The 13,580-nt window shown below is 62.8% G+C and carries 12 protein-coding genes; 10 read left to right on the forward strand and 2 right to left on the reverse strand.

What is annotated here, in order from left to right; genetic code table 11:
- Window positions 1-155: 155 nt before the first annotated feature.
- The 6 genes from BFQ01_RS26950 to BFQ01_RS26975 all read left to right on the forward strand — a co-directional run bounded on the left by BFQ01_RS26950 (window position 156) and on the right by BFQ01_RS26975 (window position 5,078).
- A complete protein-coding gene (locus BFQ01_RS26950) occupies window positions 156-917 on the forward strand; it encodes an ABC transporter permease (RefSeq protein ID WP_065927648.1) in 762 nt (253 codons plus the stop codon).
- Between the two features lie 9 nt (window positions 918-926).
- On the forward strand, window positions 927-1,688 hold the full coding sequence (locus tag BFQ01_RS26955) for an ABC transporter permease (RefSeq protein WP_065927649.1): 762 nt from the start codon (window positions 927-929) through the stop codon (window positions 1,686-1,688).
- Window positions 1,689-1,699: 11 nt separating this feature from the next.
- Window positions 1,700-2,479, forward strand: a complete 780-nt coding sequence (locus BFQ01_RS26960; protein WP_065927650.1) for an ABC transporter ATP-binding protein — start codon at window positions 1,700-1,702, stop codon at window positions 2,477-2,479.
- Between the two features lie 137 nt (window positions 2,480-2,616).
- Window positions 2,617-3,345: an SDR family NAD(P)-dependent oxidoreductase gene (locus BFQ01_RS26965; RefSeq protein ID WP_065927651.1), complete on the forward strand. Its 729-nt coding sequence runs from the start codon at window positions 2,617-2,619 to the stop codon at window positions 3,343-3,345.
- A 14-nt stretch (window positions 3,346-3,359) separates the two neighbouring features.
- Window positions 3,360-4,193 (forward strand): CmcJ/NvfI family oxidoreductase, encoded by an 834-nt coding sequence (locus BFQ01_RS26970; protein ID WP_065927652.1) that lies wholly within the window; start codon window positions 3,360-3,362, stop codon window positions 4,191-4,193.
- 102 nt (window positions 4,194-4,295) lie between these two features.
- Entirely contained in the window at window positions 4,296-5,078 is a 783-nt protein-coding gene (locus tag BFQ01_RS26975; RefSeq protein ID WP_065927795.1) for an IclR family transcriptional regulator, read from the forward strand.
- Here BFQ01_RS26975 and BFQ01_RS26980 read toward each other — a convergent pair.
- Window positions 5,075-6,553, reverse strand: coding sequence for a class I adenylate-forming enzyme family protein (locus tag BFQ01_RS26980; RefSeq protein ID WP_065927653.1), 1,479 nt, complete (start codon window positions 6,551-6,553; stop codon window positions 5,075-5,077). The two genes, BFQ01_RS26975 and BFQ01_RS26980, sit on opposite strands and share 4 nt — an antisense overlap.
- Before the next feature lie 2 nt (window positions 6,554-6,555).
- Window positions 6,556-7,578 carry an alcohol dehydrogenase catalytic domain-containing protein gene (locus BFQ01_RS26985; protein ID WP_065927654.1) on the reverse strand — a complete coding sequence of 341 codons (1,023 nt, stop codon included), beginning with the start codon at window positions 7,576-7,578 and terminating at the stop codon, window positions 6,556-6,558.
- Between the two features lie 148 nt (window positions 7,579-7,726).
- Here BFQ01_RS26985 and BFQ01_RS26990 point away from each other — a divergent pair, with 148 nt between their 5' ends.
- From BFQ01_RS26990 to BFQ01_RS27005, 4 genes are all read left to right on the forward strand, one after another.
- The gene (locus BFQ01_RS26990; RefSeq protein ID WP_065927655.1) at window positions 7,727-8,428 is read left to right on the forward strand and encodes an enoyl-CoA hydratase/isomerase family protein; all 702 of its coding nucleotides are present in this window, start codon (window positions 7,727-7,729) and stop codon (window positions 8,426-8,428) included.
- 105 nt (window positions 8,429-8,533) lie between these two features.
- Window positions 8,534-11,059, forward strand: coding sequence for a TonB-dependent receptor plug domain-containing protein (locus BFQ01_RS26995; RefSeq protein ID WP_065927656.1), 2,526 nt, complete (start codon window positions 8,534-8,536; stop codon window positions 11,057-11,059).
- The gene (locus BFQ01_RS27000; RefSeq protein WP_065927657.1) at window positions 11,059-12,372 is read left to right on the forward strand and encodes an MFS transporter; all 1,314 of its coding nucleotides are present in this window, start codon (window positions 11,059-11,061) and stop codon (window positions 12,370-12,372) included. Before BFQ01_RS26995 ends, BFQ01_RS27000 begins: the two co-directional genes overlap by 1 nt.
- Before the next feature lie 20 nt (window positions 12,373-12,392).
- Window positions 12,393-13,577, forward strand: a complete 1,185-nt coding sequence (locus BFQ01_RS27005) for an acyl-CoA dehydrogenase family protein (protein ID WP_065927658.1) — start codon at window positions 12,393-12,395, stop codon at window positions 13,575-13,577.
- Window positions 13,578-13,580: the final 3 nt, after the last annotated feature.

Raw genomic sequence — 13,580 nt, forward strand, 5'->3', positions numbered from 1 at the left:
GGTGCTGCCCCAGCAGCACCCCATCACCAATTGCCCGTTTGCCATGAGCTGATCTTACGGGCCTCATCGCCGGCAAGCCGGGCTCCTACAGATGGGTTGGGTTTTGGCACATGTTTTGCGATGGACACGTTGTACTTCGCTGAAAAAGACTTGCCATGCGCACCCATCGATTGTTCACCGCTCTCACCTGGCTGATCTCGCCCCTGGCTTTGCTCGCCGTCTGGACGTGGGTGGCCCATCTCGGGATTTTCCCGCGCAACCTGCTAGTACCACCGGCCCAGGTGCTGCACACCTTCGAAGAACTGCTGGCCAGCGGCGAATTGCTCGAACACCTGGGTAATAGCTTGTCGCGGCTCGGCCTGGGCTTTGGCATTGGTTCACTGTGTGGCTTGGCCTTCGGCGTGCTGATGGCCTTGTCCAAGAACGTCGAGGTGTACTGCGGGCCGCTGTTCCACACCCTGCGCCAGATCCCCAGCATCGCGTTGATACCGATGTTCGTGCTGCTGTTCGGCATTGATGAAACCTTCAAGATCATTATCGTCGCCAAAACCGCGTTCTTCCCGGTGGCACTCGCCGCAGGAGAAGGGGTACGCGGCATTCCGCGCAGTTACTTCGAAGTGGCCGACGTGTACCGCTTGCGCTGGCCGACCTTTGTGCGCCTGGTGGCTCTGCCCGCCGCCGCGCCGCCGATCATCACCGGCTTTCGCATCAGCTTGACCCGTGCATGGGTGGTGCTGGTGGCCACTGAGTTGCTGGCGGCCGACAGTGGGCTGGGGCAGATGATCGAGATGGCCCGGCAGATGCTGCGCATCGATGTGGTGATGGTCGGTGTAGTGGTGACCGGGGTGATTGGGTTTGCCCTCGACTATGCCTTTCGCCGTATCGAACAGCGCCTGTTTCGCTGGCAGACCCGCTAGGAGCCTCACATGCTGCCCTTACTGAAAAAATCCCGAGGACTGCTGCTGCCACTGCTGCTGGTGCTCGCCTGGGAATACGCCTCACGCCAGGACGCTGCCGGGGCCTATGCCTTCGTGCCGTTATCGGCAATCGGCTCGGCGTTGTTGGAAATGCTCGGCAACGGCGAACTACTGGTCAACCTGCTGGCAAGCCTGGCGCGCACCAGCAGTGGCTTGCTACTGGGCATTGTGTTCGGCGTGATGCTGGGGGTGCTGATGGCACTGTCCAGCGTATCCAACCGTTTGATCGGCCCGCTGTTCCACTCGATTCGTCAGGTGCCGATGCTTGGCTGGATCCCGCTGATTGCGATGTGGTTCGGCAACGGCGAGTTCTCCAAAGTGCTGATCGTCACCCTTGCCGCGTTCTACCCGATGGTACTGAACACCTACCAGGGTTTCAGCCACGTGGAGCGCCGTTACCGGGAAGTTGGCCAGGTGCTGGTGCTCACCCCTGTTCAGCAATTCACCCAGGTGCTGCTGCCGGCGACGTTGCCGAGTATCGCCACCGGCGTGCTGCACGCGCTGGCATTCGCCTGGGTCACCGCGATAGGCAGTGAATTGTTCCTGTCCTCCGGAGCGGGCCTGGGCAATCTGATGATGAACGCAGAGGCCGGCTCGCGCATGGAAGTGATCGTGCTCAGCGTGCTGTGCATCGGCTTGCTCGGCTACCTGATGACCCTGTTATTCACCCTGCTGAGCCGCCACCTGTTGCGCTGGCGCAACCTCCGTTGAAAGGCCCTGATATGAACGCAATCGCTTCCCCGCTATACCTGCAAACCGGTGCACTGCAGATTCGCGGCCTGAACAAGACATACCAGATCGAAGGCCGTTCACTGTCGGTGTTGCACGACATCCAGCTCGACGTGCATCCTGGCGAGTTTGTCAGCATTGTCGGCGCCAGCGGCTGCGGAAAATCCACTTTGCTGCGACTCATTGTCGGCCTGGAAGCCGAATACGGAGGCGATATTTTGCTGGACGGCAAGCGTATCGCCGCCACCAGCCTGGAACGCGGCATCGTGTTCCAGGACCATCGCCTGTTCCCCTGGATGACCGTCAGCCAGAACATCGCCCTGGCCCTGAAAAACCACAAGCTGCCCCAGGTGGAGAAAGACCGTCAGGTAGCTGAACACATCACGCTGGTAAACCTTGAAGGATTTGAAAATGCCTACCCCCATCAGCTCTCCGGCGGCATGGCGCAGCGCGCCGCGATCGCCAGGGCGCTGATCAACAAACCCAAGGTGTTGCTACTGGATGAACCGCTGGGCGCCCTCGATGCCTTGACCCGCGTGCACCTGCAGCGCGAGCTGCAACGCATCTGGGTACAGCAGCGTTGCACGGTGATTATGGTCACCCATGACATTGAAGAGGCGTTATACCTGGGGGATCGAGTGATCGTGATGGACGCGCATCCGGGCCGGATCAAACATGAAATCCGGGTAGACCTGCCCCATCCGAGGGACCGGACATCATCAGTGCTACAGGGGTACAAGGAGCAGTTGCTGGAAGAATTGGTAGGGCATTGAACCTATCGCTCACAGGCCGCACCTTCCGATCCCGTACGTCTGAGAATGCGAGCATAACCTTAGCTGTCGATGTTCTTATTCCTAGCGCCCGGCGATGGGTAGATTGTTACCCACGTATCTCCTGGAGGATGTGGCGAATGGCTGAGTCAGTGGTGTGGATTGCCGGAGTGGGCGCGGTCGCGGGGCTTGGCGCTGCATTGGCGCGACGCTTTGCCCGTGAGGGTTACCGCGTGGCGGTCAGCGGCCGGAGCCTGGACAAATTGCAGGCCGTGGTCGCTGATATAGAAGCCACTGGGGGCAAGGCGAATGCGCTTGTCGCCGACTCAGGCATCGAGGCCGAAGTGCTTGCGGCCATCGCCCAGGTGAATCAGCTCGGCACGCTCAAGGCGGCGATTTTCAATGTGGGCAACTCGGTGTCCGCACCGGCCCTGGAACTGAGTGCGCAACTGTTCGAGCAAACCTGGCGCGCTTCCACACTGGGCGGCTTTCTGTTCGCCCGCGAGGCCACCCGCGCGCTGCTTGCCAATGGCGGCGGCAGCCTGTTGTTTACCGGCGCCACCGCGTCATTGCGCGGCAAGCCGCCATACACCGCGTTTGCGGCAGGCAAAGCCGGGTTGCGCTCGGTGGCGCAGTCGTTTGCCCGGGAATTCGGGCCGAAAAATGTACATGTCGCCCATGTGGTCATCGACGGTTCCATCGACGGCGAACGCGTGAAAAGCCGCGCACCGGACTACCTGGACAAGCTGGGTGAAGACGGCGCGTTGAAGCTCGACGATATCGCCGACGCCTATTGGTACCTGCACACCCAACCGCGCAGCGCCTGGACCCAGGAGTTGGACCTGCGGCCGTTCAAGGAACCGTTCTGACCTGGAGGTTTTTTATGGGAACCCATCAGACTCAACTCGCCCCCACATCCGTGCTCGGCGTGCTCAATTACCTGCAGGACACCGGCCAGCGCCCGGTGAACTACACCTACCCGCCACCAGACGGCGAGGCCCTGCGCAGCGGCGTGCTGGACCCGACCCAGGTGACCATTCATAACGCCCGGTTGCTCGACGAACCGGCGAATATCAACCGCCAAGGCTTCGAAAAGGTCGATCACACCAGTGCCGTTGCGAACCTGGAGGATGACGAACAAGTGCGCCTGCACTACTACCCGGAAACCGAAGCCTTGCTCAAACAGCAGACCGGCGCGGTGAAGGTGGTGATTTTCGACCATACCATTCGCGTCGATGACCCTGGCCGTGAGGCGCGTGGCCTGCGCGAGCCGGTACGCTACGTGCACAACGACCAGACCGAACGCTCGGCGATTCGCCGTGTGAGCGACCACCTCGGCCCGGACGAAGCCGAACAGCGCCTGCTCAAGCGCTTTGCGATCATCAATGTGTGGCGCCCTATCGGCGCGACAGTCCTGAGCACGCCCCTTGCCTTGTGCGATGCGCGCAGCATGGTCGATAGCGATTTATTGCCCAGCGACCTGGTGTATCGCGACAAGGTTGGCGAAACGTTTTCGGTCAAGGCCAACCCGGCGCACCGCTGGTATTACTACCCGCAGTTGCGACCAGACGAGGCCTTGCTGTTGAAGATCCACGATTCGCGGCGGGATGTAGCCAGGCTGAGTGCACACACCGCGTTTGATGACCCCACCACGCCAAAGGACGCGCCGCCACGGCGCAGTATCGAATTGCGCGCACTGGTGTTCTTCGACGCGTAAATCAAGGCTTCACCCAGCAACGGATCGCGGCTAACCTTGGTCACCGGCCAAGCCTGCGATCCGCGCTTGCCGAACAAAATGATTTCGGAAGCCGCTGCCACCATGGATATTTCTTCAACTCCTCCCCCGCCCACCAGCAGTAAGGAAAACGCCGGTGGGCGCGTTCAGGTTATCGACCGTTCGATCGTACTGTTGCGCACCTTGTCGGGCCTCAAGCATGGCGCCAGCGCGCTGGACCTGGCGCGACTGACCGGTATCGACCGCACCACCATTCACCGCTTGCTCAAGACCCTCACCCACTGGAGCCTGATCGAGTCCCAGGCCGGCACCTACCGCATTGGCCCGGAGTGCCTGATCTATTCGGCGGCGTACCTGAACCGGCTGAACCTGCGCAAGATCGCCCTGCCCTACGCGATTGAACTGCAACGGGTGATCGGCGAACGCCAGGCGATTGTGTCGCTGTCGGTGCCGGTGGGTGACCAGGTGGTGTTGATCGAGCGCATGTGGACGCCGACCACGCCGCTCAACGTGATTGTCGACCTCGCCGACCAATTCCCCATCGACGGCAGCCCCAGCGGACGCGCGGTGCTCGCCACTTACACCGAAGCGGCAGCACAGGCGATCCTCGGCGAAGCGCGGCATGCCAAGGTACGGCCGGCGTTGGAGTTGATCCGCAGCCAGCAGGACTTTGCGTTTGGCCATGGCGAGTTCAAGCCAGGGTTGTCGTCGGTGGCGTTTCCGATTCGCGTGGAAGCCGGCCAAGCCATCGGCGCGGTCGTGGTTGCCGGGCTGGAGATGGAAGACGAAACCCACCCTGCCTCGTCCCTGGCCAGCCATGTGCGCCGCGCCTGTGAAGGTATCGCGGCGCAGTTGGGCAACCTTTAGGGCTTGAGGCCCAGTGCGGCGAGCAGGCGATTTTTCTGCACCTTGCCGTAGTGCGAGCGCGGCAGTTCGTTGATGAAGTAGACATGGCGCGGCACCTTGTAGCGCGACAAGCCGGCGCGGCAGTGGTCCATCAATTGCTGCGCCGACAGGTCTTGCGAGCCGTCCACTACCACGGCTGCGCAGACTTGCTCACCCCATTCCAGATCCGCCAAGCCAAACACGTGGGCGTCCTGCACACCGGGGTGGCTCAGCAGGTTCTGTTCGACTTCACCGGGCTGCACGGACTTGCCGCCGCTGCGGATGATGTCCTTGCAACGCCCCAGCACACGCAGCAGCCCATCGGCGCCAACGCGTCCGAGGTCACCGCTGCGCAGCCAGCCGTTGTCCAGAGTCGTACTGCTGAGTGCTTCCAGCTGCCAGTAGCCGCTCATCAATTGCGGGCCGCCGAGCAGGATTTCGCCGACGCCATTTGCGTCCGGTTGATCGATGCGGATCGCGGCGCTGAACAACGGTCGGCCGACCACGCCTTCGCCGCTGTCGCCGGCCGCCCGCACCGCCGCCATTTGCGCGGGCGAGAGGTAGCAACTCCAGGGCGCCTCGGTCATGCCATAGAGCACGCCGATGCGTTCACTGAACAGGCTGCACGAGCCTTCCAGCACTTCGCCGGTCAACGCGGCAGCGCCGACATCGAGGCTCTTGAATGCCGGCAGATCGGCCGCTGCAGTGCCGGTTTCGCGCAACAGGCGCAGTAATTGCGTCGGCACCAGGGAGCTGAACGCCACCCGGTACTCCGTGAGCTGAGCGATGAAGGCCTTGCCGTCGAGGCGCCCGCCCAACACCACTTGGCCGCCGCTGAGCAAATGGGCAAACACCGCCACCGCTGCAATCGGCCATAACGGGCGGACGTTGAGCAGTACATCTCCAACCACGGCGCCCCGCCCCATGACGATGTTCTGCAACACCGCACACAGGCTGGCATGCTGGTGCATCACGGCCTTGGGCGTGCCGGTGGTGCCGCCGGTGTAGTTGAGCGAGGCCAGCGCCTGGGGTGATTGCGCCGGGCGTGGAAGGATGTCGACGGGCTTGGAGTCGGTCACGGCTTGCAGCGGCAGGCAACGGATGCCCAAACCTTGCGCCACACCGGCGTATTGCTCGGAAAACAGCAGCAAGACAGCGCCCGCGTCCTGTAGCTGAGCAAGCAATTCTTCAAGCGCCAGGGCCGGGTCCAACGGCACGCGCACTCGCCCGGTGGCCATGCAGCCGTAGTCGGCCAGCAGGTAGTCGATACTGGCGTCGGCCAGTAACGCCACCCGCGCACCGAGCGGGATTTGCAATTGATCCAAGGCTTGGCCGACGCCGCTGAGGGCGCGGTCCAATTCGGCAAACGTCAGGGTGCGTGCACTCGCCGGTTCGTGCAGTGCGATGTGGTCCGGCCATTTAAAGGCCGCCTGGCTGAGCAGCGTGCTGATGTCCATGCTTACCACCCGCTCAACACAATGCGCCCGCTGACCTGGCGCGATTCCAGCAGTGCGTGGGCCTCGGCCACCTGGTGAAACGGCAGCACACGGTCAATCAACGGCTTGACCTGCCCGCCCTTGATCAGTGCCAGCGCCAGGCGCACCTCTTCCAATGTGGCACTGCCCGAGCCCTGCACCCGTAGGCGACGGCCAATCAACAGGCCGGGGTTGACCGGCACGCTGGCAGGCGCGACGTTACCCAATACCACCACGCGACCACCGAGGGCCATGCTACGCAGGGTGTCTTCGAGGATGCTGCCAAGGTTTTCCATGGCCACGTCCACACCGCGTTTGCCCGTGAGTTTCCACACCTCGGCGCTGTAGCTGCCGCTGCTGACGATGACGTCGTCGGCACCCAGGCGATGGAGAAAATCACGCTTATCTGCACTGCCGGTCACGGCGATGACCCGTGCGCCGAAGGCTTTGGCCAATTGAATCTGGTGCGCGCCCAGGCCGCCGCTGGCGCCGTTGATCAACACACTTTCGCCGGGCCTCAGCGCCGCCTCGCCGTGCAGGGCGCGAACGCTGGTGCCGATGGGGCATGAGGCCAAGGCGGCCTGGATGTAATCGAGCCCGTCGGGCAGTTCGATGGCGGAAATTGCCGGCACTCGCAGGTATTCGGCGTAGGCGCCTTCGGTATCCACTGATGGCAAGCCGAGGGCGCGGCACAAATCCTGGCGGCCGCGCAGGCAGTCACGGCACTGGCCACAAAAACGACGTTGATAAACCACAACCCTGGCACCGACCGCCAGGTGATGCACGCCGGCGCCGACCTCAACCACTTCCCCCGCCACTTCATGGCCCAGCACCACGCCCGTATGAGCCCCCGGCAAGTGCCCGGCACGATGCAGCAGATCGTGATGGCAAACCCCGGCAGCGGCGACTTTAACCAACACTTCACCCGCGCCTGCCTGTGGGGTCGGCACTTCCTCGACCTGCAATTGCTCCGGCCCGCCGAAGGCTTTTAGAACTATGGCTTTCATTTTATATAACCGTTTTTGACCCGATAAGATTATGTTCATATAACAAACATCTTGTTTGCATTGTGCACATCCTTTAAGTTTTCCTCACTTTGGCGCTGACCTCAAGAGGCAATCGCGTCTTTCTTTCACACCGGATAAAAAGCACCCTATGACAGTCGAGTATCAAAACATTGGCGAAGGAATCCTGGTGGTCACCCTCAACCGCCAGGAGCGCCTCAACGCGCTGGACAGCCAGGCCAAGCACGAGTTGGCCGAGGTCTGGCAACGCGCCGAAGCCGACACCGCCGTGCGCGCCATCGTGCTGCGCGGCGCCGGTGAGCGGGCGTTTTGCGCCGGTTCCGACCTCAAGGAGATCGAGGCCACCGGCGAGACCGTCAGCAGCGAAGTCCTGGCCCGTGCCCTGCCCGGCGTCGGCAACGATTTGATCAAGCCGGTGATTGCCGCGTTGCACGGCCACACGCTGGGCCTGGGCATCAGCCTGGCGATTCATTGCGATTTCCGTATTGCGCGGCACGACACGCGCTTTCACTTCCCCGAAGTGCAGCACGGCATGTTGTCCGGCTTCAGTGCGATCACCCTGCCCAGCCTGATAGGCGAAGCAGCGGCCCTGGACATCATGCTCAGCGCGCGCAAATTCGACGCCCAAGAGGCTCTGGCTATCGGCCTGGTCAACCAGGTGGTGGACGACGCCTACGCCAGCGCGCTGGAACTGGCCGCACGCCTGGCCAGCCATGCCGGCAAGGCGGTGGCGTGGACCAAGACGTTGCTGCTGGCCGAACGCAAGGCCCGTCTCCTACGACAGATGGCACTGGTCGACCAGGCCCGCCACGACGTGATGCTGGGGCGTTGACCTCAACCCATAACTAGAAACAGCCAACACATAAGCCTCCCCAGTACTGTCAGGAACTCCCACCATCAGGAATGGAAAGCGGCACCTAACCATTGGAGCCTCACCATGTCTCGCCCTTACACCCGCTTTCGTCCCAGGCTCAGCCTGCTGACTGTCGGCATCCTCGGGCTGTGCGCCCAACCGACAGCCCACGCTGAAGAGAACCCGTCACGACCGTCGGCGGCCAGTGACACCGCCCTGCAAACCGTGGTGGTCACCGGTGCCCGGGACAGCGGTCGCACCGTGGCCAAGAGCCTGGCGCCGATCGATGTGATCAGCGCCGACGACCTCGCCCGCTCCGGTAAACAGAACCTGCGCGACGCCCTGGCCGCCAGCGTACCGTCCTATACCAATGCTGCAGGGTTTACCGGCGGCACCGGGTTGTCGGTCAAGTCCGCGACTTTGCGCGGCCTGGGCGGTAACCACGTGCTGGTGCTGGTCAACGGCAAGCGCCGCCACAATACGTCGCTGATCTTTGTGCAGACCGCCGCCACCTCAAGCGGCCAGTCGCCCGCCGACCTCGACCTGATCCCCATCGCCGCGGTGGACCACGTGGAAGTGCTGCGCGACGGCGCGGCGGCGCAATACGGTTCGGACGCGATTGCCGGGGTGATCAACATCATCCTCAAGACCAACAGCTCCGGCGGCAGCGGCAGTGCCCTCTATGGGCAGTACGCCAACCGTGTGGGCGGCAAGGGTAATTTCGGTGCGCGGGGCCAGGGCCAGATCAACCAGGGCTTCGAGCTGCCCAATGACGGCTTTTTCAGCCTCAGCGCCGATATCGGCCTCCAGGAAAGCTCCAACGTGGCCGGCGCCGTGCCGGACCGCACCAGCATCTATTTCCGCCAGAACGGCCAGCCCGATCCGCGCGAAACCAGCGAAAGCCGCTACCGCCAGCAACTGGGACAGCCCCGTTCGCAAACCTATAACTTCGGCTACAACGCCGAACTGCCGCTGAACGAGGACTACACGCTGTACTCGTTCTCCACCCTCAGCCACCGCAACTCCACCAGTTGGGGCACCTACCGCACCGCCAACTCGCCGCAGAACATTGTCTCGGTGTACCCGGACGGTTTCTCGCCGCGTTTCGTGGTCGAAGAAGACGACTTCCAAAGCGTGTTCGGCGTGCGCAACGACGACCTGCTGGGCTGGGCTTGGGACCTGAGCACCAGCTACGGCTACAACAACGCCAACACCCGCAACGAACGTTCGCTGAACCCGTCCCTGGGACCAAACAGCCCTCAGGATATGGACGGCGGCAACCTGATCGCCAGCCAATGGACCAATAACCTCGACCTGACCCGTGCGTTCGATACCGGGCTGTTTGCCAAGCCGCTGAACGTGTCGACCGGCCTTGAGTTCCGCCGCGATGGATTCGAGATCCAGGCCGGCGAATACGCCTCTTATGCCGATGGCGGCTACGTGTTCCCTGCCGGCAGCCCACTCGCCGGCCAACGCCCCAACCCCGGCGCGCCTGGGCTGGTGGGCTTCACCCCGGCCGACGCGCACAACTACTCACGCACCAACACCGCAGGCTACGTCGACTTCAGCCAAAGCCTGACCGACCAATGGGACGTGAGCCTGGCCGGGCGTTTCGAGCACTACAGTGATTTCGGCGACACCGGCAGCGGCAAGTTCTCCACCCGTTATGCCTTCACTCCGCAATTCGCCGTGCGCGGCACCGTGAGCAACGGTTTCCGCGCGCCGTCCCTGCAACAGCAGTTCTATTCGTCGTCGCTGACCGCCTGGCGCACCAGCCCGCTCACCGGGCAACTGGAGCAGGCCACCACGCGCTACGTCACCGTCAACGACGCCGCCGGCCAGGCCCTGGGCGCCAAGGAGCTCAAGCCTGAACGCTCGATGAACTACAGCCTCGGCTTTGTTGCCACACCGACCGAGAACCTGGACATTACGGTCGACCTGTACCAGATCGACATCAAGGATCGCATCCTGCAGACCAGTAATCTGCAAGGCACGGCGGTCTCCAACGTGCTGGCCGCCCAGGGCCTGAACCCGAACCAGATCGTCTCGTACTTCGGCAACCTGGCCGATACCCGCACCCGTGGCATCGACCTGGTGGCCGACTACCGCTATGACCTGGGCCGCTACGGCAAGACCAAATGGACCTTGCTCAGCAATCAGAGCCTGCAAACCATCGAGAAGATCAAGGAGCCCGCAGCACTGGCCGGCACCGGCGTCAGCGTGATGGGCCGTGACCGCCAGGGCAACCTGACCTCGGCCTACCCGAAAAACACCACGTCGCTGAATGCCGCCTGGCAACTGGGGGATTTTGAGGTGAATCTCAAGGAAACCCGCTATTCCAAGGTCACCGGGCGTAATCAGATTTCGGCCAGTCGCGATGAAAAAATTCGCCCGGCATTCATCACCGACCTGAGCGTGGGTTACTGGTTGAGCGACGCGGTGAAAGTCACCGTCGGCGGCGAAAACATCTTCGACCGGCGCCCCCAGCAACTGAATGACGAGGCCAAGCGCTTCTACTTCTTCCCCACCGACAACCCCACCTACAGCTGGTACTCGCCCTATGGCCTGGAAGGCGCCTACTACTTCGCTAAAGTCGACGTGAGCTGGTGATGACGAACTTCGAACGCCCGCAGGCGACCTTCGACCAACGCCTGTATCGCAAACTGGCGTGGCGGATCATGCCGTTCCTGTTCCTGTGCTTCGTGCTCAACTGGCTGGACCGGGTCAACATCAGCTTTGCGCATTTGCAGTTCAAGACCGACCTGAACATCAGCGACGCCACGTTCGGCATCATCGTCGGGGTGTTCTCCATCGGATACCTGCTGTTCGAGATCCCGAGCAACCTGCTGCTGGAAAAAATCGGCGCGAAAAAAACCATGATGCGCATCATGGTGCTGTGGGGACTGGTGACCATCGCCACGGCGTTTGCCCAGACCCCGGCGCAGTTTTATGTGCTGCGGGTATTGCTGGGCGCCGCCGAGGCCGGGTTCTTTCCGGGGGTGATCCTGTACCTCACCTACTGGTTTCCGGCCAGCCATCGGGCGCGCATCACCTCGCGCTTCATCATGGCGATTGCGGTGTGCGGGATTATCGGCGGGCCGCTGTCGACCAGCATCATGGGGCACTTCGCCGGTGTCGGCGGATTTACCGGCTGGCAATGGCTGTTTGTGATTACCGGCATTCCGCCGGTGCTCGCCGGGTTGTTCGCCTGGTATTGGCTGGACGACAAACCGGCATCAGCCAAGTGGCTGAGCGCGGATGAAAAACGCGCCATCGAACAGGCCCTGGCCCACGAACGCCAGCAGCGCAAGCCTGGTGGGCATACGCGTTTTATTGAAGCGCTGAAAGATCGCAAGGTGTGGTTTATCACCCTGGCGTACTGCCTGACCATCATGTGCACCGGCAACGTCACCAATATCTGGGCACCGTCGATCATTCGCGATTCGGGCGTGAGCAACCTTGGGCAACTGGGCTTGCTCTCGGCTTTGCCCTATGTAGTCGGCGTGTGCGTGATGCTGTGGGCGTGCCGCCATTCGGATGTGAATCAGGAGCGGCGCTGGCACTTCGCGCTGGGCGGCCTCACGGCGGCGCTGGCAATGCTGGTGCTGCCCAACTTTCTATTCAGCCCGTATTCGGCGATTGCCGTACTCACGCTGATGACCAGCGGGTACCTGGTGGCCACCGCGATCTTCTGGACCATCCCCACGTATTACCTGTCGGACCACGCCAAGGCCGCAGGTTTAGCGCTGGTCAATTGCTGCGGGCAGATCAGCAGCCTGCTGACGCCCATCATGATCGGTGCGATCAAGACCTCCACCGGCAGCATCAGCCTGGCGCTTTATATCGTGGCGGCGCTGGTGGCCTGCGGCACCTTGATCCTGTTGCTCGGCGTCCCGCGCAGTGCTCTGCGCGACGCTTCCTGACCTCTTTGATGGACCTTTCCATGACCGATTACCTTGCCCTCGCCCACCAACTCGCCGCGCAGATCCAACCCGGTGCCGCCGACCGCGACGCCGGCAGAATCCTGCCTTATGCGCAGCTCGACCTGATCCGCGAATCCGGCCTGGGCGCCGCCCGGGTCCCCACTGAGCTGGGCGGCGGCGACGTCAGCCAACTGCAGGTGGCACAGATTTTCATCACCCTGGCCAAGGCCGATCCGAGCGTGGCCCAGGCGCTGTTTCCGCATTTCGCCACGGTCGAGCACCTGCGCCTGATCGCCAACCCCGACCAGCAGCGCGTGTACCTCGGTGCCTTTGCCGAGCGCCAGTTGTCATCGGGCGCGATTGCCGAACGCAGCGGCACCTTTCGCGGTGAAATCCACACGCGCCTGGAGCGTCGCGGCGATCAACTGGTGCTCAATGGCAGCAAGTTCTACAGCACCGGTTGCCTGTTTGCCGACCTGCTGAAGATCCAGGCCGTGGACGAGGCCGGCAACGCGGTCTACGTGATGCTGCCCGCCGATACCGCCGGGATCACCCTGCTGGATGACTGGGACGGCATGGGCCAGCGCGTCACCGCCAGCGGCAGTACCCTGCTGGACAATGTGCCGGTGCGCCCCGAGCAAGTGATCCCGTTGGCGCAGTGGTATCAACGCCGCAACTATGTCGGCGCCAGTGCGCAACTGATCCACTGTGCCCTGGATGTCGGCATCGGCCTGGCGGCCTTGGATGACGCGGTAGCGTGGGCGCGCACTGGCTCGCGACCGGTGCGCGAAAGTGGCGTGGACCAGGCGCGCCACGACCCGTACATCCTGCACACCCTCGGCGATCTGGCCGCGCGCATCCATGGCGCCGAAGCGCTGGTGGAGAAAGCCGCCGGGGCGGTCGACCTGGCCGCGCGCACGCAGTTGCAGGGGCTGGCGCAGGGTGAGGAACTGGAAGCCATTTTGGTGAAGTCCTCGATTGCCGTGGCCGAAGCCAAGATCGCCTCAACCCGCGCCGCCCTCTTCGTGTGCGAGCGCCTGTATGAAGTCGGCGGCGCAGCCACCACCCAGTCGCGCTACAACTTCGACCGCCACTGGCGTAACGCACGCACCCACACCACCCATGACGCCCTGGCGTACAAGTACAAGGCAATTGGCGATTATTTGCTGAACGCGAAAGCACCGCCGATTGCGTTTACTTATTGAGCC

Origin of the sequence: Pseudomonas sp. 8 R 14 (assembly GCF_900005955.1) — a bacterium.
Lineage (GTDB): Bacteria > Pseudomonadota > Gammaproteobacteria > Pseudomonadales > Pseudomonadaceae > Aquipseudomonas > Aquipseudomonas marginalis.